18 protein-coding genes are annotated in these 21,745 nt (G+C 64.6%); 5 read left to right on the top strand and 13 right to left on the bottom strand.

What is annotated here, in order from left to right; translation table 11 throughout:
- Window positions 1-6: 6 nt before the first annotated feature.
- Both OHD58_RS20605 and OHD58_RS20600 read right to left on the bottom strand, forming a co-directional pair.
- Window positions 7-1,659, bottom strand: coding sequence for an ABC transporter substrate-binding protein (locus OHD58_RS20605; RefSeq protein WP_263805274.1), 1,653 nt, complete (start codon window positions 1,657-1,659; stop codon window positions 7-9).
- Window positions 1,660-1,702: 43 nt separating this feature from the next.
- Window positions 1,703-3,268, bottom strand: coding sequence for a trimethylamine methyltransferase family protein (locus OHD58_RS20600; protein ID WP_263805273.1), 1,566 nt, complete (start codon window positions 3,266-3,268; stop codon window positions 1,703-1,705).
- 92 nt (window positions 3,269-3,360) lie between these two features.
- On the opposite strand from OHD58_RS20600, the gene OHD58_RS20595 reads away from it, so the two are divergent.
- From OHD58_RS20595 to OHD58_RS20585, 3 genes are all read left to right on the top strand, one after another.
- Complete coding sequence (locus OHD58_RS20595) at window positions 3,361-4,263, top strand: LysR substrate-binding domain-containing protein (RefSeq protein WP_263805272.1); 903 nt, start codon at window positions 3,361-3,363, stop codon at window positions 4,261-4,263.
- A 42-nt stretch (window positions 4,264-4,305) separates the two neighbouring features.
- Window positions 4,306-6,150 (top strand): DNA mismatch repair endonuclease MutL, encoded by a 1,845-nt coding sequence (gene mutL, locus OHD58_RS20590; RefSeq protein WP_263805271.1) that lies wholly within the window; start codon window positions 4,306-4,308, stop codon window positions 6,148-6,150.
- 68 nt (window positions 6,151-6,218) lie between these two features.
- Window positions 6,219-6,452 carry a DUF2093 domain-containing protein gene (locus OHD58_RS20585; RefSeq protein WP_263805269.1) on the top strand — a complete coding sequence of 78 codons (234 nt, stop codon included), beginning with the start codon at window positions 6,219-6,221 and terminating at the stop codon, window positions 6,450-6,452.
- Window positions 6,453-6,506: 54 nt separating this feature from the next.
- Here the strand turns inward: OHD58_RS20585 and lpxK are convergent, their stop codons facing one another.
- The 6 genes from lpxK to OHD58_RS20555 form a co-directional block, all read right to left on the bottom strand.
- Window positions 6,507-7,535 carry a tetraacyldisaccharide 4'-kinase gene (gene lpxK / locus OHD58_RS20580; protein WP_263805268.1) on the bottom strand — a complete coding sequence of 343 codons (1,029 nt, stop codon included), beginning with the start codon at window positions 7,533-7,535 and terminating at the stop codon, window positions 6,507-6,509.
- Between the two features lie 2 nt (window positions 7,536-7,537).
- Entirely contained in the window at window positions 7,538-8,863 is a 1,326-nt protein-coding gene (gene waaA, locus OHD58_RS20575; protein WP_263805267.1) for a lipid IV(A) 3-deoxy-D-manno-octulosonic acid transferase, read from the bottom strand.
- Window positions 8,860-9,639 carry a lysophospholipid acyltransferase family protein gene (locus OHD58_RS20570; protein ID WP_263805266.1) on the bottom strand — a complete coding sequence of 260 codons (780 nt, stop codon included), beginning with the start codon at window positions 9,637-9,639 and terminating at the stop codon, window positions 8,860-8,862. Before OHD58_RS20570 ends, waaA begins: the two co-directional genes overlap by 4 nt.
- A 4-nt stretch (window positions 9,640-9,643) precedes the next feature.
- The gene (locus tag OHD58_RS20565; RefSeq protein WP_263805370.1) at window positions 9,644-9,895 is read right to left on the bottom strand and encodes a DUF4170 domain-containing protein; all 252 of its coding nucleotides are present in this window, start codon (window positions 9,893-9,895) and stop codon (window positions 9,644-9,646) included.
- Between the two features lie 79 nt (window positions 9,896-9,974).
- Window positions 9,975-10,781, bottom strand: a complete 807-nt coding sequence (locus OHD58_RS20560; protein WP_263805265.1) for a 3'(2'),5'-bisphosphate nucleotidase CysQ — start codon at window positions 10,779-10,781, stop codon at window positions 9,975-9,977.
- A complete protein-coding gene (locus tag OHD58_RS20555) occupies window positions 10,768-12,111 on the bottom strand; it encodes a TldD/PmbA family protein (protein WP_263805264.1) in 1,344 nt (447 codons plus the stop codon). The genes OHD58_RS20560 and OHD58_RS20555 overlap by 14 nt, the downstream gene beginning before the upstream one ends.
- 88 nt (window positions 12,112-12,199) lie before the next feature.
- On the opposite strand from OHD58_RS20555, the gene OHD58_RS20550 reads away from it, so the two are divergent.
- Window positions 12,200-14,071: a monovalent cation:proton antiporter-2 (CPA2) family protein gene (locus OHD58_RS20550; protein ID WP_263805263.1), complete on the top strand. Its 1,872-nt coding sequence runs from the start codon at window positions 12,200-12,202 to the stop codon at window positions 14,069-14,071.
- Between the two features lie 57 nt (window positions 14,072-14,128).
- Window positions 14,129-15,553, top strand: coding sequence for an MATE family efflux transporter (locus tag OHD58_RS20545; protein WP_263805262.1), 1,425 nt, complete (start codon window positions 14,129-14,131; stop codon window positions 15,551-15,553).
- Between the two features lie 9 nt (window positions 15,554-15,562).
- Here the strand turns inward: OHD58_RS20545 and OHD58_RS20540 are convergent, their stop codons facing one another.
- The 5 genes from OHD58_RS20540 to OHD58_RS20520 all read right to left on the bottom strand — a co-directional run bounded on the left by OHD58_RS20540 (window position 15,563) and on the right by OHD58_RS20520 (window position 21,704).
- Entirely contained in the window at window positions 15,563-16,459 is an 897-nt protein-coding gene (locus OHD58_RS20540; protein ID WP_263805261.1) for a patatin-like phospholipase family protein, read from the bottom strand.
- Window positions 16,456-17,802 carry a M16 family metallopeptidase gene (locus OHD58_RS20535; RefSeq protein WP_263805260.1) on the bottom strand — a complete coding sequence of 449 codons (1,347 nt, stop codon included), beginning with the start codon at window positions 17,800-17,802 and terminating at the stop codon, window positions 16,456-16,458. Before OHD58_RS20535 ends, OHD58_RS20540 begins: the two co-directional genes overlap by 4 nt.
- Window positions 17,803-17,815: 13 nt before the next feature.
- On the bottom strand, window positions 17,816-19,192 hold the full coding sequence (locus tag OHD58_RS20530; protein WP_412177257.1) for a M16 family metallopeptidase: 1,377 nt from the start codon (window positions 19,190-19,192) through the stop codon (window positions 17,816-17,818).
- Window positions 19,193-19,303: 111 nt separating this feature from the next.
- A complete protein-coding gene (gene rsmD / locus OHD58_RS20525; protein WP_263805258.1) occupies window positions 19,304-19,861 on the bottom strand; it encodes a 16S rRNA (guanine(966)-N(2))-methyltransferase RsmD in 558 nt (185 codons plus the stop codon).
- On the bottom strand, window positions 19,842-21,704 hold the full coding sequence (locus tag OHD58_RS20520) for a pseudouridine synthase (protein WP_263805256.1): 1,863 nt from the start codon (window positions 21,702-21,704) through the stop codon (window positions 19,842-19,844). Before OHD58_RS20520 ends, rsmD begins: the two co-directional genes overlap by 20 nt.
- Between the last annotated feature and the right edge of the window lie 41 nt (window positions 21,705-21,745).

Below are 21,745 nucleotides of genomic sequence, written 5' to 3'. Positions count from 1 at the left end.
TTCCCCTCACGCGGCCTTGAGCCACACCTTCTGCAGATCTATCTGGAAGGTCGGGTGGATGCCGTAACCCTGCACCGACTCCGCCATGTGACAATAGAGCGATTGCCAGAAAGGCTGAATGATGACGCCGGAATCCTGGAGTATCTGCTCGATCTCCTTCATGACCTCGCGGCGTTTTTCGGGTTCGACGATTGCCAGCGCCTCGTTGAGCTTCGCGTCGAATTCGGGATTGGAATAGCCGCTCTCGTTCCAGGCTTCCCCGGTCCTGTAACCGAGTGCCAGAACCTGCACCCCGAGCGGGCGCATGTACCAGATGGTCATCGAATAGGGATACTTCGTCCAGTCGTTCCAGAAGGTCGAACCCGGCAGAACCGTGCGCTTCACCTTGATGCCGGCTTCGCGGAGCTGCGCTGCGATGGCGTCGCCCGTGTTCTTCTGCCAGTCGTCCTCCACGGTTATCAGGTCGTGCTCGAAGTCGGCCTGCCCGGCTTCCTCCAGCAGTTTCTTCGCGCCTTCCACGTCGCGCTGCTTCTTCGGCAGTTCAGCATATTCCGGATGGATCGGGGCCACATGGTGGTTCTCGCCGACGGTCCCGCGCCCGCCATAACCGAGTTGCAGCACCGCATTGTTGTCGACCGCCATCTGGAGGGCATTGCGCACCCGCTGGTCGTCGTAGGGCTTGTTGGTGACATTGGTGCGTGCGACCAGCGTCGTTGCCGTCGCGACTTCGGATTTCACCAGCGCCATGCCATCGAGTATGTCCACATAGTCGGCCGGCGTCTCGAAATTGGCTTGTATTTCCCCGGATTCGAAAGCGCTCAGCATCGCCGTCGGATCGGTGCCGTAGTCGATGAACTCGACGCCGTCGAGCAGCGCCTCCCCGCCCCACCAGCTTCCGTTTTCCCGGCGTTTGACCACAGCTTTCGTGCCAACCTCGTAGGACACGAGTTCGAACGCCCCGGTGCCTACCGGCTTGGCGACCGGATCGGCGCCGTCCGCCTCGAAGTTCCGGTGCACGACGAGCGCCGGATAATCCGTCAGATTGGGAATGATGGAAATGTCCGGGTTTTTGAGCGTCAGCTTGACCGTATGGTCGTCGACGCGGGTGATGGCGCCCTCCCGGGCACGGCCAGTCGCCTCATCGATCAGGGAACCCACCCGCGCGGCCATCGAGTTGCCCGTCGCCGCCTTGTCGCACCAGCGATTGAGATTGAAGACGACGTCATCGGCGTTGAACGCGTCACCATTGTTCCACGTCGCGCCCTTCCTGAGGTGCAGCACGTATTCGGTCGCATCGTCGTTCACGTCCCAGCTTTCGAGCAGGACCGGCTCGAAGGTAAACTCCCGCGTGTAGGTGACCAGCGGCTCCAGGAAGGTCCGGGTGATGTTCGCCATCTCCACCCAGTCATAGGTGCGCGGATCCTTCTGCCCTTTCACCGCCATGGCCACTTTCAGGACGCCGCCTTTCGTCGCCTCCTGAGCCACCGCCCGTGTGGGAGCGGCCAACCCGATCATGCCGTACGCGAATGCGGTCGACGCGCCCATCGCGCTCGCCAGCGCCAGAAATTCGCGGCGATCCACGCGCCCTGCCTGCGCCGCCGCGGCCATCCGCTCGATGACCGCGGGAACGCGATCGCCGTTACTCCTGAAAAATGCCATGCGGTTTCCTCCCGATGTTCCCTTATTGCTTGTTCTTGCCGGCTCAGTACCAGGCATCCTCCATCGACGCCTTCTTGCGCTTCATGAAATCCTGCAACGCTGCGTCGATGCCTTCGTCGAGCGGCGGAGCCTGATATTCGGCCAGCGCCTTCTTCCAGCGTTTGTTGGCGCGGATGGCGGAATCTTCCGAACCGGCCGCCTCCCACTTCTCGAACGGCTCGTTGTCGGCGATCTCCGAATCCCAGAACGCGGTTTCGTAGTTCTGCATCGTATGCGCACAGCCGAAGAAATGACTGCCCGGCCCGACTTCCAGGAAGGCGTCGAGCGCCAGCTGGTTGTCGTCGATCTTGACGCCGTCGAGATAGGTATGCAGCGCGCCGCAGAAATCGGCGTCCATCACGAATTTTTCGTAGGACATCGACAACAGCCCGTCGAGGAAGCCGGCGGAGTGCAAAATGAAATTGGCGCCGCAATGCACGGCGGCCAGCATCGACATGGTCGCCTCGTTCATCGCATGCGCGTCGGGAAGCTTCGAGGTGGTGAAGTTGCCGGAGCAGCGGAGAGGAAGGTTCAGCCGCCGCGCTAGCTGCCCGATCACCATCGAGCCGATCGCCGGTTCCGGCGTGCCGAAGGTCGGCGAGCCGGAACGCAGCGACATCGACGACAGGAAGTTGCCGAAGATCACCGGCGCGCCCGGCCGCTCCAACTGAGTCAGCGCGCAGCCGGCCATCGTTTCTGCCAGCGACTGCGCGATAGCGCCGGCGTTGGTCACCGGACCCATCGCCCCGCCGAGGATGAACGGCACGATCACCGCCGCCTGGTTGGCCCGCGCATAGGCGCGCAGCGCCGTGGTCATGGTGGCGTCCCAGACCAGCGGCGAGTTGACGTTGACATTGCCCAGGATGACGCAGTTCTCGTCGGTGAATTTCTCGCCGAACACGATCCGCGCCATGTCGATGGAGTCTTCGGCGCGGGATTCTGCGGTGACGGAGCCCATGAAGCCGCGGTCGGAATATTTGATATGCGAATACACCATGTCGAGATGGCGCTTGTTGACCGGCACATCGACCGGCTCGCAGATGGTGCCGCCGGAATGATGCAGCCAAGGCGACGACTGCGCCAGCTTCACGAAGTTGCGGAAATCCTCGATGGTGCCGTAGCGCCGACCCTTGTCGATATCCATGACGAAGGGCGAACCGTAGGCCGGCGAGAACACGACGTTCTTGCCGCCGATTTCCACCGAATTGGCCGGGTTTCTCGCATGCTGGGTAAAAGTGGCCGGCGCGGTTTTCAGAATCTCGCGCAGCATGCCCGGCTCGAATTTCACCAGAGCGCCGTTTATGCTCGCCCCTGCCCGCTTCCAGTGATCGAGCACTGCCGGGTCGTCACGGAACTCGATACCGATCTCGGCCAGGATACGGTCCGCGGTCTCTTCGATCCTGACCAGGTTCTCTTCGGACAGGATGTCATAGGTCGGGATGTTGCGGACGATATAGGGACGGCCGAGGCCCTCGGAACCGTGCGAGCGTATCTCGCGCCGCGCAACGCGGCCGCCGCGCTCCCGGCGTTTCACCGGATGATCGGCGATTTCGGCTGTGGCTGCGGTCATTCATGGCTCCAGCTGTATGCAATCATGAGCCTATCGGCTGCCAACGCCACTGTGACGCTTGAAAATCCTGATTGCTTGCATAAGCTGGACTTATGCAAAGCCTGCGTCATCTGCTGCCGTCCGCCGGCAACCTGATTGTCTTCGAAGCGGCCGGCCGGCTCTCCAGCTTTACCGCCGCCGGGCGCGAACTCGGCATGACCCAGGCGGCGGTTTCCTACGCGGTGCGCGGCCTGGAGGATCAGTTGGGCGTCAAGCTGTTCCAGCGCCGCCACCGTCAGGTGCGACTGACGGAAGCCGGCGGCCGCTTCTTCGCCGATGTCACCCTCGGCCTGTCGCATATCCGAAAATCGGCCGAAGAATTGCGTGCGCTGACCAGTGGCATGCATGTCACGCTTTCGGCCTCCACCGCCTTTACCTCATCGTGGATGATGCCGCGGCTGCAGAAGTTCCGCGACGACCTGCCCGGCATCGACCTCCGCATCCACACCGCCGATCGCGACCTCGATCTCATTGCCGAGGGCATCCCGCTCGGCATTCGCGGCGGCGACGCCGAGGACTGGCCGGACTACAACCTCCTGCCGATCGCCCATGAGGAAATCTACGCCGTCGCCGGACCGGCCTACATCGCGCGCGCGGGGGCGCCGCGGACCCCGGCGGAGATCACCCTTCATCATCTCATACACCTCGAAGAGCCTTTCCGCCGGGCAGCCAACTGGAACGAATGGTTCCAGTCGGCCGGCATCAACGGCGCCGTCGCCAAGCGCGGCCTCGTCATCAACGACTACGTGCTGGTCATCCAGGCGGTGATGGAGGGCCAGGGCATTGCGCTCGGCTGGCGGCATTTGACCGAACGCCTGATCGCCAGCGGCTTGCTTGTCCGGCTGACCGACCATGTGATGACAACCGGCAAGGACTTCCATGTCGCCTGGCCGAAGAACCGGCCGCTGTCGGAGAGTGCCGAAAAAGTGCGCGACTGGCTGGCCGCGCAGGCGTGATTGGCTTTCGCGTCGAACCCGAATCCGGATAAGGTCGGCGCCATGCCCATCCGCCAGCTTTCCGAAACCATGGTCAACCAGATCGCCGCCGGCGAGGTGATCGAGCGTCCGGCAAGCGTCGTCAAGGAACTGGTCGAGAACGCACTCGACGCGGGCGCCAGCCGCGTCGAAGTGGTGACCGCCGGCGGCGGACTGGCGTTGATCCGGGTCAGCGACGACGGTGCCGGCATTCCCGTCGGGGAGCTCGAACTGGCCATCGCCCGCCACTGCACGTCGAAGCTCGGGGACGACATCCACGATATCCGCTCGTTGGGGTTTCGCGGCGAGGCGCTGCCGTCGATCGGCTCGGTGTCGCGGCTGACCGTGCGTTCGCGCACCGCGTCTGCCGACAGCGGTGCCGAAATTCGCGTCGAGGGCGGCCGCCTGTCACCGGTCAGGCCGGCAGGCGCCAATCGCGGCACGCTGGTTGAGGTGCGCGACCTGTTCTTCGCGACGCCGGCACGGTTGAAGTTCATGAAGGGCGAGCGCGCCGAGGCAACCGCCGCCGCCGACGTGGTGAAGCGCATCGCCATCGCCTTCCCCGCCGTGCGCTTCACGCTGTCCGGCACCGATCGCTCGACGCTGGACCTGCCCGCTGTCGGCGAGGGTGCGGATGCCCGGCTTGCGCGTATCGCGCAGGTGATGGGCAAGGATTTTCCGGAGAACGCCATTGGCATCGACGCCGCGCGCGAAGGCGTGCATCTCGGCGGCTACGTCTCCGTCCCGTCCTTCACCCGCGCCAACGCCCTGCAGCAATACGCCTATGTCAACGGCCGCCCGGTGCGAGACAAGCTGATCGCCAGCGCCATTCGCGGCGCTTTCGCCGACGTTTTGCCGCGCGATCGCCATGCGGTAACGGCACTATTCCTGACGCTCGATCCGGCGCATGTCGACGTCAACGTCCATCCCGCCAAGGCCGATGTGCGCTTCCGCGATCCGGGCATGGTGCGCGGGCTGATCGTCGGCGCCATACGCCAGGCGCTTGCGGAAGCCGGCATCCGTTCCGCGACAACCGGGGCGGCGGCGATGATGGGCGCCTTCCGGCCAGGCCCGACGAGCTACGGCCATGCCGGGCCGGCCAACGGCCATCGCACCTTCCACGCCGGGTTCCGTGCCTCGGCGGCTGCCGGCTATGATCCGATGCAGTCGCCCAGCCGGCCGCTGCAGGCGGGATTTGGCGAAAGCGAGCAAGCGGCGTTCGATGCCGGGCCGATGACGAGTGCCGACGCGCGCGCCGGCAGCGGCGACATCGCCCCGGAGCTGCTGACGGCGCAACTTGGCGCGGCGCGGGCGCAGGTGCATGAAAACTACATTGTCGCGCAGACGGCGGATTCGCTGATCATCGTCGACCAGCATGCCGCGCACGAACGCCTTGTCTACGAAGCGCTGAAGACGGCGCTGCATTCGCGGCCGGTGCCAGCGCAGATGCTTCTCATTCCCGAGATCGTCGACCTGCCGGAGGAGGATGCCGAACGCGTTGCCTCGCATGCCGAGACGCTGCGCCGTTTCGGCCTGTCGGTCGAGCGCTTCGGGCCGGGCGCCATCGCGGTGCGCGAGACGCCCTCGATGCTGGGAGAAACCAACGCGGCGCAGCTCATCCGCGATCTCGCCGATGAAATCGCCGACAGCGACACCGCCGAGACGCTGAAGGAGCGGCTGGACAAGATCGCCGCGACCATGGCCTGCCACGGCTCGGTGCGCTCCGGCCGCCAGCTTCGCGCCGAGGAGATGAACGCGCTGCTGCGCCAGATGGAGGCGACGCCCGGCTCCGGCACCTGCAATCATGGGCGGCCGACCTACATCGAACTGAAGCTTGCCGACATCGAGAGACTATTCGGCCGCCGGTAACGTGCGGCAAGCCTCGCGCTTGACCTCGCCGCCGTTTTATGGCCGAAGAAATCCGTTGAAAGGCTCATATGATGAACCGCTTTGAGGGCCCTGGCGCCAGGGAAGCCCGCATCCGCTATCTCGACGGGGACTTCCAGGTCACCAGCCCCGGCGCCTTCGTGCGCTGCGCGGTCACCGGCGAGTCCATCCCGCTCGACGAATTGAAATACTGGAGCGTCGCGCGGCAGGAGCCCTACATCAGCGCCACGGTATCGCTGCAGCGCGAGATCCAGGCCAATCCGGATCTGCGCAAGCGGCGTTAGATCGCACTTTCCTAACCGCCACCCTCCAAAGGCGCGCGCTTCCACCGGAATCCGCTAGCCGCGAAGTTTTCGCTCGCGCCAGTTTTTCAGGGTCTCTTCGATCATCCGCCCGGGGGCGGTAGCGGGTTCGAATACCGTGTCGATTTCGAGAACATGCGCCCGTTCGAGCAGTGCCTGCGCGGCAGCCGATCCATGACGCAGCCTCGCCGCATCCTTCGCGGTGGTGACGATCTCCAGTTCCGCCGACCGGGCCGTTGCGGCGATGTCGACCAGTTCGTCATCGGCATAGAAGTGATGATCGCCGAAGGAGCGCTTCAGGGCGACCGTGGCACCAGCTTCAGCGACCGTATCGTAAAACTTGTCAGGATTGCCGATACCGGCGAAGGCAAGCAGGTGCTTGCCGGCGAGCCGTTGTGCGTCGCGTGGACGCGCAACCGCTTCAAAGATCGGCTTGCCGGCGCGTGCCGCACGGCGGATGACCAGATCGGCGGCGTTGCCCTCGCCCATCTTCAGGACGGCATCGGCCAAGCGCAACTGATCGAGAAGCGGCGCCCGCATCGGGCCCCCGGGAATGATGTGGCCGTTGCCGACGCCGCGCCGCGCATCGATCACCAGCAGCGCGAAGTCGATGTGGATGCGCGCGCTCTGGAAGCCGTCATCCATGATCAGGAAATCGCAGCCATTGTCGATCAGCAGGCGGGCGCCGGCCGCGCGGTTCGGCGTCACCGCCACCTGTGCATGCTCGGCAAGCAGCAGCGGTTCGTCGCCGACATGCCTGGCGCCGTCATGATGCGGATCTACCAGATGCGGTTCGGTGAAACTGCCGCCATGGCCGCGCGACAGAAATCCGGGCTTGAGGCCGAGAGAAGCCGCCTCTCCGGCAAGCGCGATCGCCACCGGCGTCTTGCCGGCGCCGCCGACGGTCAGGTTGCCGACGCACAGCACCGGACAATCGATCTTCTCGCGTTTCGCCGCATTCAGGCGCTGGCGGGCCACCGCGCCATAGATCGCCGAGAGCGGATAGAGCGCATAGGCGCGCCAGTCGGGCTTTTCCCACCAGAACGGAGGCGCCTCGCTCGCCATCCCTAAGGATAACTCCCGTTGCCGCCTTCCTTGAGCCGCGATTTCACGATGAGCGGCTGGATATAGGGCTCGAGCGCCCTCAAGGTCGCTGCAAGCGCGCCGCGCATATCGTCCACGGTCGCCGCGGCCGCGGCAATCATGTCCTCGCGCGCCTGCTTGTTCTTGAGCAGGAAGTTCACGGCGCCGGCAAGCATGTCGCGGTCACGAACGATCTTGGCGCCGCCGCCGTCGATCAGCCGCTGATAGGAATCGCGGAAATTCTGGACGTTGCGGCCTGCCAGCACCGCTGTATCGAGCATTGCCGGCTCGAGCGGGTTCTGGCCGCCTTCCGACGTCAGCGAACGGCCGACAAAGGCGATCTCGGTCAACCGGAGATAAAGCCCCATCTCGCCGATCGTGTCGCCCAGCAGGATGTCGGTGTCGGAATCGATCGGCTCGCCCAGGCTGCGGCGCGCCACTTTCAGGCCCGCCGCGGCAAACTCCGTGGCAAGCGCGTCGGCGCGGTTCGGGTGGCGCGGCACGATGATCGTCAGCAGGCCCTTGTGGCGGGGGCGCAGGATCTTGTGGACTTCCGCCGCAACCATCTCCTCGCCCTCATGGGTCGAAACCGCCGCCCAAGTCTGTCGCGATCCGATCTGGTGGCTGAGGTCGGCAAGCGACTTTTCGTCAACCGGTGGCGGATCTGTATCGACCTTCAGGTTGCCGGAAACGGTGACCGGCCGCGCGCCGAGCGCCTGGAAGCGTTCGCCGTCGAGTTCAGACTGCGCCACGACATGGGCGAGGTTCTCGAACAGCGCTTCGGCGATAAAGGGACGTTTTTTCCACGACGCGAAGGAGCGGTCCGACAAGCGCCCGTTGACCAGAACCTGCGGAACGCGGCGCGCCCCGAGTTCGAGGATCGTCATCGGCCATATCTCGGACTCGGCGATGATCGCCAGGTCCGGCTCCCAATGGTCGAGAAAACGGCTGACGGCGGGCTTCAGATCGAGCGGCACATATTGGTGGATGATGCCGTCGCCAAGCCGCTCCTCCGCGACCCGCGCGGACGTCACCGTCCCGGTCGTCAGCACCACATGAATGCCGAAGCCGAGAATGCGTTCGATCAGCGGAATGACCGCCACCGTCTCGCCGACGCTTGCCGCATGGACCCAGACCAGCGGGCCATGCGGCCGGGGGCGGCTCGCGATGCCATAGCGCTCGCGCCGGCGGCTTCGCTCTTCCTTGCCCCTGTTGGTGCGCCAGCCGACATAACCGCCGATGAGCGGATAGGCGGCGGCTCCCGCGAAGCGGTAGGCCGACAGCACAGCGCGCGCCCAACGCTCGCTCATCGGATCCGGTCCACCAGGCGATAAGCCTTTTCGGTGGCCGCGTTGAGGGAGGCCGTCACTTCCTGGCGCTTCTGTTCCATCTCGGCATCGCTGGCATTGGCCGGAACCCGCACGAGATCGCCGATGATCGCCGCACCGCGTCCGAAAGGCAGGTTGATGGCCGTCTTGTCCCAGCTTTTCTCCAGCACCTTGCGGCGGCTGGTGGCAACCGCGAGCGGCACCACCGGACGACCCGAAAGCTTCGCCAGCGTCACGATCCCCAAGCCGGCATCGCGCGGCTTGCCTTTGGGAATATCGGCGATCATGGCGACATTCTTGCCGGCATCGAGCGCCTTCTTGAGCGCGATGAGCGCCCGCGCCCCACCCTTGTCCATGCGACTGCCACCTTCGCGGCCACCGGAACCGCGCACCGCCTCGAGGCCCAGCTTTTCGACCACCATGGCATTCATCTCGGCGTCGGCGCTGCGCGACACCATCGCGACGACACCTTGCGCGCCCTTGTAAACGGCTGGCGCGAGCAGGTGCTGGCCATGCCAAAGCGCGATGATTGCCGGGGAAAACTCGTCGCGTGCCTTGGCCAGGTCGGATGATCCTTCGACAAGCGGGTTCGTCAGCTTGATGAAACGCAATGCCTGCGCAAGCATCGAAGCCAGCACGTTCTTCGAGAAGCGCGACTGCGCCAGCGGCTTGCGGATGGACCTCCAGAACGCCTTCATCGCGCCGGGACGGCGCGGCTGTATCTCGGTCCTTGCCACCGGCGTTGCTTTTTCGTCCATCGCGTCAGTTCTGGCCGGTCTTCTTGGCATCCGGTTCAAGCAGCCTGTGCAGGTGAACGATGAAATAGCGCATATGCGCATTGTCCACCGTGGCCTGTGCCTTGGCCTTCCAGGCCAATTCAGCGGATTTGTAGTCGGGAAAGATTCCGACAATATCAAGTCCATCGAGATCGCGGAATTCGGTGCTGCCAAGTTTGGTCAGTTCGCCGCCGAAAACCAGGTGCAAAAGCTGTTTCTTACCGTCTTCCCCAGCCATGTCCGTTATGAATCCCAAATCACGAAGCTGGTGCTGCTTAGATGAAAAAGTCATCGTTTGAAACCGCTTTGAGCGGTCTTCAATTCTCAAAGTCCGCGATCACAGCCATCATTGCCTGCAGAAGCGCACCACTGCCCGCGGCCAGCACACCATTGCGCGGGTTCGGCCCGGCATAGTGCAGCGTCTTTCCGTGACGGTCCAGCAGCCGGCCGCCGGCCTCGCGCAGCATCAGATCGGCAGCAGCCAGGTCCCAGTCGTGGGAATCGGGCTTGACGAAGCTCCCGTCGAGTTCGCCACTGGCGACCATCGCGACTCTATAGGCGAGCGACGGAATGTAGGGAACGGTCCGGAACCGGCTGCGCCATTCCTCGGGCGTCGCATCGATCAGAAGTTTGGGGCCGGCAACCGTGAAGCTGTCGCCGGGCGGATTGACGTGGATGGCGGTCCCGTTCTTGAACGCGCCCTTTCCCGCTTCCGCCCAGAAAGTCTCGTTTTTCACCGGACATTCCAGAACACCCGAGAGGGAGACGCCGTTCTCGACCACCGCGATCGACACGCACCAGGTGCTGCGGCCGTCGAGAAAGGCCCGCGTGCCGTCGATCGGATCGACCACGAAGGTGCGGTGGGAGCCGAGCCTGGCCGGCGAATCGACGGTCTCCTCGGAAAGCCAGCCGTAATCCGGCCGCGCCGCAAGCAAGGTCTGGCGCAGATAGGTATCGACCGCATAGTCGGCTTCGCTCACCGGCGACTGGCCGCTTTTCATCCAGACTTCGGGATTGCGCTTGAAGAAGCGCATGGCGATCCGCCCGGCTTCCTCGGCTGCTTCGCGGATCAGCGGCAGGTCAGCCGAGGTCTTCGACGATTGGCTGGCCTCAGCTGCCGGCAAGGGTCATTCCTTCGATCAGAAGCGTCGGCGCCGCCGTGCCGAAATTGCGGTCGAGGTCGTTGGCGGGAATCATCCTCAGGAACATGTCCTTGAGATTCGACGCAATCGTGACCTCCGAGACAGGATAGGCGAGTTCGCCGTTCTCGATCCAGAATCCGCTGGCACCGCGGCTGTATTCGCCCGTCACCATATTGACGCCCTGGCCGAAGACTTCGGTAACGTAGAAACCGGTTTTCAGCGCCTTGATCAGCTCCTCGGGCGATTTCCCGCCCGGCTCGATGGCGAGATTGGACGAGGAGGGCGAGACCGACGATCCGGCGCGCGAGCCGCGCCCATTGGTTTCGAGGCCGAGTTCGCGCGCAGTTGATGTCGACAGGAACCAGTGCCGCAGCACACCGTCCTTCACCATGTCGAGCGGCATGCCCTCGACCCCCTCGCCGTCGAACGGCCGCGACGACTGGCCGCGCACCCGCAGCGGATCGTCGGTGATGGTGATTCCGGCATGCGCCACCGGCTTGCCCATCATGTCGCGCAGAAAACTGGTCTTGCGTGCCACCGATGCGCCGTTGATCGCACCTGCCAGATGGCCGGCAATGCCGCGCGCCACGCGCGGATCGTAGATCACGTCGACGGGGCCGGTCTTCGCCTTGCGCGCGTTCAGCCGCTTCACCGCACGTTCACCGGCCTTGCGGCCGATCGTCTCGGGCGAATCAAGGTCGGAAAAATGCTGGCGCGACGAGAAGTCATAGTCGCGTTCCATGCCGGTTCCTTCACCGGCGATGACGCTGGCCGATCGCGAGAACCGCGACGCGACATACTGCCCGAGGAACCCTTCGGACGTCGCCAGCACGAGACCGCCAAGTCCGGCACTGGCGCCGCTGCCGCCGGAATTGGTGACGCCCGCAACGGCCAGCGCCGCTTCTTCGGCGGCAAGAGCGTCTTCACGCAATTTTTCAGCCAAGACGACCGTGGCGTCGAACAGATCGAGGTCACGCGGCTCTTTCACGAGCCGTGAGGCATCGGCGAGCCCCTGGAACGGGTCTTCAGGCGAAACGCGCGCCATGGCGACCGCGCGCCCGGCGAGTTCGGCCGGATCCGACGATGCCGTGGCCGACACGCTTGCCACCCGCTTGCCGACGAAAACGCGCAGCGAGATGTCGTCGCTTTCGGAGGCTTCGGTGCTTTCGACCTTGCCCAGCCGGACCGAAACCCCGGTCGACCTGCCGCGCACGGCAACCGCATCGGCGGCATCGGCACCCGATTTCTTCGCGGCCTCGACGAGTGCTGCTACCCGGTCGACGAGCTTGCTGGCATCGATGGTGTCGGTCATCAGCGGGTTCCGGCTTTTATTGATTTCGTATGCGGCGTTGGTGCAAAGCGTCTCCGGCACCATCTATTGTTCCGGCGTCCCTTGTGCAATGGGTGCCTCTCACCGCAAATGCCACGGGACTCGCGAGCGGGTCAGCATCGGGAACATTGTCTTGGCCGTCGAGGGAACAATCTATTCCGAAGTTCTGCTGCTTCTCGGCGGCGCCGTCGTGGCGGCCCCGCTGTTCAAGCGCATCGGTCTTGGCACCATCCTCGGCTATCTGGCGGCCGGCATCGCCATCGGCCCGGCAGCAAGGCTGATCACCGGCGGCGAGGAAATCCTGCATGTTGCCGAACTCGGCATCGTGTTCCTGCTTTTTATAATCGGGCTTGAGCTGAAGCCGTCGCGCCTGTGGGCGCTGCGGCGCGACATCTTCGGTCTCGGGCTGGCGCAGGTCGTGTTGACCGGCATCGTCCTTGCGGCGCTCGGCGTCCTCCTGGCCGGGCTTTCCTATCCGGCAGCGATTGTCATCGGCTTCGGCCTCGCCCTTTCTTCCACGGCATTCGCCATGCAACTCCTTGAGCAGGAGGGCACAACCAACACGCGTCACGGCCAGACGACATTCTCGATCCTGCTGTTCCAGGACCTTGCCATCGTTCCGCTGCTGGCGTTGATCCCGCTTCTGTCGCCAGGCGAAGGGACGCAGGCGGCCGTGTTGCCACAATTCGGCATCACGATTGCGGCAATCGCCACGCTGCTGATCGCTGGCCGCTATCTGATCAATCCGCTGTTCCGTATCATCGCCAACACCGGCGCCAAGGAAGCGATGATCGCGGCTGCGCTTCTGGTTGTTCTGGGCGCCGCCACCCTGATGCAGGTTGCCGGCCTCTCGATGGCGATGGGCGCCTTCATTGCCGGCGTGATGCTGGCCGAATCGTCCTATCGCCACGAACTCGAAGCCGACATCGAGCCGTTCCGCGGCATTCTGCTCGGCCTTTTCTTCATGGCGGTCGGCCTTTCGCTCGAACTCGATGTGATCGTCGAAAACTGGCAGACCATCCTGCTCGCCGTTCCCGTGCTGATGGCGGTCAAGGTTGCGGTCACCTACACGGTCTGCCGGCTGTTCAACTGCAAGCACGACGACGCGGTCCGCGTCGCCTTCCTGCTACCACAAGGCGGCGAATTTGCCTTCGTGCTGTTCTCGGTGGCTGCGTCGGCATCGATCTTTCCGCTGGAAACGGCGTCGATGCTGATCGCCATCGTCACGGTCTCGATGGCCTTGATGCCGCTCTTTGCACCGGCATCGAAGGCCTTTCTCACGGCCGACCAGCCTGAGGAGATGGAGGAAGATTTCGATGGCGCGGGCGGCAACGTCCTGATGATCGGCTTCTCGCGCTTCGGCCAGATCGCCTCGCAGATCTTGCTGACCGGCGGTTCGAGCGTCACCATCATCGACCATTCCGCCGATAGGGTGCGCAGCGCCGGCAAGTTCGGCTTCCGCATCTATTTCGGCGACGGCACCCGCAAGGACGTGCTGGAAGCCGCCGGCATCCGCCGCGCCAAGGTCGTCGCCGTCGCCACCAACAAGAAGGAAACCACCGACAAGATCGTCGAACTCATCCAGAGCGAGTTCCCCGACGCCAGGCTCTATGTGCGCTCATACGACCGCACCCACACGCTGCAATTGCGCGCCAGGGGTGTCGACTACGAGCTTCGCGAAACCTTCGAGTCCGGGCTTCTGTTCGGCCAGAAGACGCTGGAGGCGCTCGGCATGGATCAGGAGACGGCTTCGGCTATCCGGGAAGATGTCCGCCAGCGCGACGAAGAGCGCCTCGCCTTGCAGGCGGTCGATGGCCTGCAGGCCGGACGCTGGCTCACCAAGCCGGTCACGCCGGAACCCCTCATCAAGCCGACGCGCGAATCGAAGCGGCTTGACAACGAAGCCATCGACGACAAAACCCCTGAGGTCGCCGACAGCTGATCGCTTGCCGCAGGAATTCCTGATGACCTTATCGTCCATCGCTTCGGGCCGGCAGGCATGAGCACTCCGGCAGAGGCCAGCCAGGCCAAATTCACCGCCGGCTCGACGATGCGCCACGTCATCGTCATGACGGCGACGGGTTCGGTCGGCCTGATCGCCATCTTCATCGTCGACGCGCTGAACCTCTTCTACATCTCGCTGCTCGGCGTCCAGGCTCTCGCCGCCGCGATCGGCTTTGCCTCGACGCTGCTTTTCTTCACGGTTTCGGTAGCGATCGGCTTCACCATCGCCTGTTCGGCGCTGGTGGCGCGCTGTCTCGGCCGCGGCAGTCGCGATGAAGCCGCCAGCATGGGCGGCGCCTCCATGGTCTTCATGGCGCTGACAACCGGCGCCATCTCCCTTGCCGTATGGCCTTTCTTGCGCGAATTGTCCGCGTTGCTCGGTGCGCAGGGCGAAACGCTCGACCTCACCACCCGCTTCCTGCAGATGGTGCTGCCGTCGACACCGATCGTCGCGCTGGGCATGTGCACCACCGGCATATTGCGCGGCGTCGGCGATGCGCGGCGGGCGATGTATGTGACGCTTGCCGCGGGCGTCGCGGCGGCGATCTTCGATCCCATCTTCATTTTCGGCTTCGGGCTCGGCATCGACGGCGCGGCGATCGCGACGGTGCTCTCGCGGCTCGTGATGCTTGCCGTCGGTCTTTATGGCGCGCAGGCGGTCCACCATCTCATCAGGATGCCGGACCGCAAGAGGCTGGCTGCAGCCTTCAGGCCATTCTTCGTCATCGGCGTGCCGGCGGTGCTGACCCAGATCGCCACACCGGTCGGCAATGCCTATGTCACGACCCAGATCGCCCATTTCGGCGATGATGCGGTCGCCGGCTGGGCGATCATCGGACGCATCATACCGGTCGCGTTCGGCGTCATCTTCGCGCTTTCGGGAGCCGTGGGGCCAATCCTCGGCCAGAACTACGGCGCCCGCAAATACGACCGCCTGGTGTCGACCATGCGCGACAGCCTGCTGTTCACAATGGTCTACGTGCTGGCGATGTGGGCCTTGCTCGCCATTTTTTCCGGCCCGATCTCGTCGCTGTTCGGCGCCAGGGAGCAGGCGCACGAGCTTATCGTCTTCTTCTGTCTGTTCGCCGCCGGCAGCTTCCTGTTCAACGGCGCCATCTTCGTGTCGAGTGCGGCTTTCAACAATCTCGGCTTCCCCACCTATTCGACGGTATTCAACTGGGGCCGTTCGACGCTCGGCGTCATCCCCTTCGTGTGGATCGGCGCGCAATATTACGGCGCCAAGGGCGTCATCGCCGGCTGGGGGCTCGGCGCCGTCGTCTTCGGGATCATTTCGGTGATCGTATGCTTCAGGGTGGTCAGCCGGCTTGCCAAGACGCCACCGCCCGACCTGCCTGTGCCGGGGCCACCACCGTCGGCGCAATCGCCCTTCTCGACCGGCAAGGCGGCAACGGTGCAATAGCCGGCACGATCAGCCAGGATCGCCCGATCGCTTGCGCCTCGCTTCGACGGCCTCTTCGACGGCGCGTTTCAATTCGTCCTTGATCGAAGCCGTTTCGGCCATCACCGCTTCAATCTTCAGGAAGTCGAGCGCCCGGAAACGCGAGACCGGCGGCCGCAACAGGATATCCGGCCGGTTGGTCTTGAGCTTCATCGCGCTGATCGACTGCATCATCAGTTGCGTAGCGCCGAACATCAGGTCCATGGAGTTGGGCCGCCGCCGGTCGCTTGCCGCGGGTGCCCCGACAACGTCGATGGCAATGGTGATATCGGCCTCACCCTCGATCAGGTCGAATGGCACCGGATTGTAGATACCGCCGTCGATCAGCAGCATGCCGTCGCGCCGCACCGGCCTGAAAACCGCGGGAATTGCAGCCGAGGCGGCGAGTGCCGAATTAAGGTCTCCGCTGTCGAACACCGCCAGGCGATGTCCGAAGAAATCCGTCGCGGTCACCTTCAACGGGATATTCAGCTCGCCGAAGGTCGCGGGTATGGCCTCCGGCAGGAATGCCTTCAGGATACGTTCGATGTTGAATTGCGAGACACGCAGCCCGCCGGCCATCATCTCGCCGAAGCTGCCCGGCCGCGCACGCCAGACACGCGCGGCGACTTCAGCGCGCCTGCCAAGTGTCGAGCGCGCATAATGGTGGATTTCCGCCCCGGTCATGCCGGCGGCCATGCCGGCTCCCATGATCGCGCCGATCGACGAGCCGGCGATCGAGACCGGCCTGATGCCCAATTCGTCAAGGGCTTCGATCACATGGATATGCGCCAGGCCGCGCGCACCGCCGCCGCCAAAGGCGATAGCGAAACTTGGGTCGCCACCTTCGTTTGTCACGGGCGGCCGGGGCCGCGGCCGGCTGCTCACCCCTTGTCTCCCTTGGCCTGGGCAGGACCTATGATCAGGACCGCCGGCTCAGCCAGTAGTAGCCGCTTCGCGGCTGCCTGCACTTGGTCCGCGGTCACTGCATCGATCAGTCCCTTGCGCCGCTCGATGTAGTCGATGCCGAGTTTGTTGATCTGCAGTTCGACCAGCGTGCCGGCGATGCCGCGCGACGTGTCGAGGTTGTTGATCGCATATGAGCCGATCAGATATTTCTTCGCCGCATCCAGTTCCTCTTCCGTCACGCCCTCGTCGGCCATGCGCTTCACCTCGGCGCGAATGATCGCCAGCGTTTCGGCGGAACGGTCGGACCGCGTGGCCGTATTGATGACGAGAGCCGACGAATGCTCGTTGTTCACGATCGACGAGTCGACACCATAAGCCAGCCCACGCTTCTCGCGCACCTCGTTGAACAGCCGCGAGGTGAAACTGCCGCCGCCCAGGATGTGGTTCATCAGGTACGCGGCAAAGAATTGCGGATCGGTACGCTCGATACCGGGATAGGCAAGCAGCAGCGAGGTCTGCGGGAGATCGTAGGGAATTAGGATTTCCTGGTCGAGCTTGGGCTCCACCATCTCGACCTTTTGCAGCGCCGGCTCGGCCGGTAAATCACCGAACACCTTGTCCAGATCGCGCTTCAGCGTCTCCGCGTCGATGGCGCCGACGACGCCGATGGTCAGATTGCCGCGCGCGAACAGTCGCTTGTGAAAGGCGTGGAGATCGTCAGCTGTGATCGCGGCCAGCGTCTCCCTGGTGCCTTCGTCGCGGCGGGAATAGGGATGTTCGCCGTAAAGCGCCTGCGCCCAGGCAAATTGCGCGGCGGTCTGCGGGTCTTTCTCATTGGCAACGATGCCCGAGACGATCTGGGCGCGGATTCGATCGATGGGCGCGGCGTCGAAGCGCGGTTTCTCGACCGCCAGCCGCAGCAGTTCCAGCGCCTCGTCCTTCTGATCGGCAAGCATGCGCATCGAGCCGTACAGCGAATCGCGGCCGGCATTGAAGCGCATCTCGGCCCCGGCATCGTCGAGCCGTTCCTGGAAGGCGTCACTGTCGAGATTGTCGGCGCCCTCGTCGAACAGCCCGGTCATCAGGTTCGCCAGGCCTTCCTTGCCTGCCGGGTCCTGCGTCGAGCCGCCGCTGAAGGCAAAGCGGACCGAAACGATCGGCACCGAATAGTCCTCGACCAACCAGGCCTTGATGCCCTTTTCGGAGGTCACCTCCTGGATGGTGACCGCAGCCCGCGCCGCAACGATCGCCGGAAGCGTCAGGAAAACGATCGCAAGAAAGAGCGTGGCCACCGCGGTCAGAAGCTGGGAACGGTTTGGCATGATACTGGCCTTCTCAGTTCTTCGCTTCGGCAATCGGTAGCAGGTAGCCCGCGACCGAATGATCCGGATTGAGGTATTTTGCCGCCACGTCCTGCACCTGTTTCGCAGTGACCTTGCGGATTTGCTCCGGCCATTTCTCGATATCGTCGACGGTGCCGCCGGTGGCCAGCGTCGCGCCGTAGATGTTGGCCATGCCTGATTGGCTGTCGCGCGCGAAGATCATCGAACGCACGAAGCGGTTCTTGGCCTTTTCCAGTTCGGTCTCGGTGACGCCGTCCTTGATGAGCTTGCGTATCTCCGCGTCGATCGCCTCTTCGACGGCCTCCAGCGCCGCTTCGCCACGCGGCGCGCCGTAGATCGTGAAGCTCGATGGATCGAACGACGTGCCCTGGAAGGATGCTCCCGCCGCCGAAGCGATGCCCTGCTTGACGACCAGTTGCTGGTAGATGCGGCTGCGCGTTCCGCCGCCGAGGATTTCCGAAAGCAGGTCGAGCGCTTCCGCTTCGCCAGGCTCTGCATGGCTATAGGAAGGAACCACCCAGGATTTCTGGAAGCTCGGCACGCTGACGCGCGGATCGGTCAGCGTCACCGTACGCTTGGTGTTCTGCTCCGGCTCCTGCGGCCGCACGCGCGGCGGAAGGTCGGGACCGCGCGGCACCTTTCCATAGGTCTTTTCGGCCAGCGCCCGCACCGTTTCCGCATCGGTATCGCCGGCAACCACCAGGATGGCGTTGTTGGGCGCGTAATAGCGGTCGTAGAAGGCCACCGCATCGGTGCGGTTCAGTTGCTCCATCTCGTGCATCCAGCCGATGACCGGCACGCGATACGGATGGTTCTGGTACAGCGTCGCGTCGACTTCTTCCGACAGCAGCGCGTCCGGGCTGTTCTCAATGCGCGAACGGCGCTCTTCCAGGATGACGTCGCGCTCCGGGCCGATCACTTCGTCGGTCAGGATCAGGTTGCGCATGCGATCCGCCTCGAAAGTCATCATGGTTTCGAGCGATTCCGGCGTCACGGTCTGGAAGTAGGCGGTGTAGTCGTAGGATGTGAAGGCGTTCTCGCTGCCGCCGATTTCGGCGATCTTGGCGCCGAACTCGCCGGCCTTGTGGTCCTTGGTGCCCTTGAACATCAGGTGTTCGAAGAAATGCGCGATGCCGGACTTGCCGGGCGGCTCGTCGGCGCTGCCGACCTTGTACCAGACCATGTGGGTGACGATCGGCGCCCGGTGATCCGGGATGACGACGACTTCCATGCCGTTGCCGAGAAGGAAACTTTCGACTTCGGCCTCGCTACGCGGCGCCTCCGCCATGGCGGGGAAGGTCAGCACCAGGGCGACGAGTGCCGCCGAAAAGAAACCGCCAACCCGCGTCACATGGGATTCAGATGTCATCAAGCCGCCTCTTCAACCCTTGCAGGAGCGTTGGTTACAGGCTCCACCCCCGCAGGCAAAGTGAATTGTTCGTAATCCGTGATGTCATTTCGCCCGGCAACAAGGCCGGAATCAGGCGGTGGCTTCGATAAACCTGATGACGGTATCGCCGTAGGCCCGCTCGTCCGCGATGCTGAAACCGGCTCCAGGCCGGAAGTCCGCCGCGATGCTCTCCTCGACCAGGCACAACGCGCCGGGCGCCAGCCAGCCGCCCGTCCGGGCACTCTGCAGCGCCAGTTCGCCGAGGCCTTTTCCGTAGGGCGGGTCGGCGAAGACGAGATCGAAGGCTTGCATCGTGCCGGCCTCGCCGAGATTGGTCGCGTCGCGTCGAAAAATCTTGGTGCGGCCGGTGAGACCGAACGCCTCGACATTGGTGCGGATCAGGCCGCGGCCTTCCGCCGACTCTTCGATGAAGACGCCGTAGGAAGCCCCGCGCGACAGCGCTTCGAGGCCAAGAGCCCCGGTACCGGCAAAGAGATCGAGCACACGGCCGCCCGCGAGCTTTCCGGCAAAGCGGTGCGCCAGCACGTTGAACAGCGCTTCGCGGGTGCGGTCGGTCGTCGGGCGGATGGCATCGGAACGCGGCGTGGCCAAGGGCCGGCCGCGGAACTCACCGCCGACGATCCGCATTTCTTGCGCCCCCGCGCGGCCCCTTCGGGCCATCGCTGCGTGGACGGTCGCCGCCCTTTCCGCCATCCAGGCGTTCGCCGCGCGGCTTGCCGAATCCAGGTTTTCCGCCGGGTTTGCCGAACTTCGGCTTGCGGTCCTTCCGCGCCTCGGCATCGTGCTTTTCGGCTTCCGCTCTGCCCTTGCCAATCGGCCGTGCCCCTGGCGCCATCCAGACATTCGCCTTGCGCTGACCGGGCGGCTCGATCGGCCGCTGCTCGCGCTCCGGCTTCTTTCCGGCGCGCGGCTTCAGCTCCGGCTTGCCCGGCTTGTCTGCGAAGGTCGCGAAGCGATCGGGCCTGTCGCCGAATTTGGCGGCGCGCTCCGGCCTTTCACCGCGTTCGACTTTTGGACGCTCGGGCCTGTCCCCGCGATCGAATTTCGGCCGCTCCGGCCGAGACGTCGACAGCTTGCCCAGCGCCTCGTCGCGGGTGTTCTCGCGACGCTTGCGGTTCTTGATCAGGCCGCCCTCGCCGATCCTGCCGCGCTCGCCGTCGCGAACGATCTTCGGGCGTTCCGCGTGCTCTTCCGGCTCATATTCGCGCCGGGTCGGCTTGTTGGAGAACGGCTTGGCGATCTCTGCGTCGAAATTGGCGCCTGATTCCTCGATCAGCCTCTCGCCAAGCTGGTCGCGCAAGGTCTTGCCCTTCATCTCCCAGACATGGCCTTCCGGCAGTTCGGCAAGCTGGAACGGCCCGTAAGAGATGCGGATCAGCCGCGTCACGTCGAGCCCCAACGCGCCGAGGATATTCTTAACCTCGCGGTTCTTGCCCTCGCGCAGCCCGATCGTCAGCCAGGCGTTTGTGCCCTGGGCGCGATCGAGCGACGCTTCGATGGCGCCGTAGAACACGCCATCGACCGCAATGCCGTTCTTCAGCTCGGCGAGTGCCTTCTCGTCCGGCTTGCCATGCACGCGCACACGGTAGCGCCGCAGCCAGCCGGTCGCCGGCAATTCGAGAACCCGCGCCAGCCCGCCGTCATTGGTGAGCAGCAGCAATCCCTCGGTGTTGATGTCGAGGCGGCCAACGGTCATCAGCCGCGGCAAGTCCTTCGGCAGCACCTCGAACACCGTCTTGCGGCCTTGCGGGTCGCGATTGGTGGTGACGACGCCGGCGGGCTTGTGGAACAGGAACAACCGCGTCCGCTCGATCGGCGGGATGGTGGTGCCGTCGAGTTCGATCGTATCGTTGACCGAGACGTTGAAGGCGGGCGACGACAGCACCTTGCCGTTGACCCGGACCCGGCCCGCGGCGATCAGTTCCTCCGCGTCGCGGCGCGAGGCGATGCCGGCACGCGCCAGCCGCTTGGCGATGCGTTCGCCTTCGCTGGAGCCCGGAACTTCTGGCGTGCGGACGAAAGGCTTGCGCTCACCGCCCGAAGGCCGGGGCCGCCGATCCTGCCGTTCACCGGCAGGACGGTCGCCGCGCTCGAACCTGCGCTCGCCTCCGGCCACGTCGCGCGACGGCCGCTTTTCGAACGGTTTCCTTTCACCGTCCGCGCGCGGTTTGCCTGCGAAGGGTCGCGCCGGGCGCTCGCCATCGGTCCGCGGCCGCTCTTCGCGCCTGAAATCCGGCCGGGGACGCTCGCCGCGCGCATCGCCGCTGTCGTCACGCCGCTTCTGGAACGGTTTCTTGCCGCCGGCGGCATATGGTTTTCCCGCGGACGCGGGCTTGCCCGGGCCACCGCCATGTTTCGGCTTTCCGGCAAACCCCGGCTTTCCCGGGCGCGCGGACCGTTCTCCGCCACGCGCTCCGCCTGGGGATTTCGGGCCGCCCTGGCGAGGCCCCTTCTTTCGTTCGTCGTCCATGTGGCCTTTGCCTTTCAGCGCGGGTAGATAACAGGAACACC

The sequence above is a fragment of the Mesorhizobium sp. ZC-5 genome, from assembly GCF_025753855.1.
Taxonomy (GTDB): Bacteria; Pseudomonadota; Alphaproteobacteria; order Rhizobiales; family Rhizobiaceae; genus Neomesorhizobium.
This window is presented reverse-complemented; position numbering and strand designations above follow the sequence as displayed.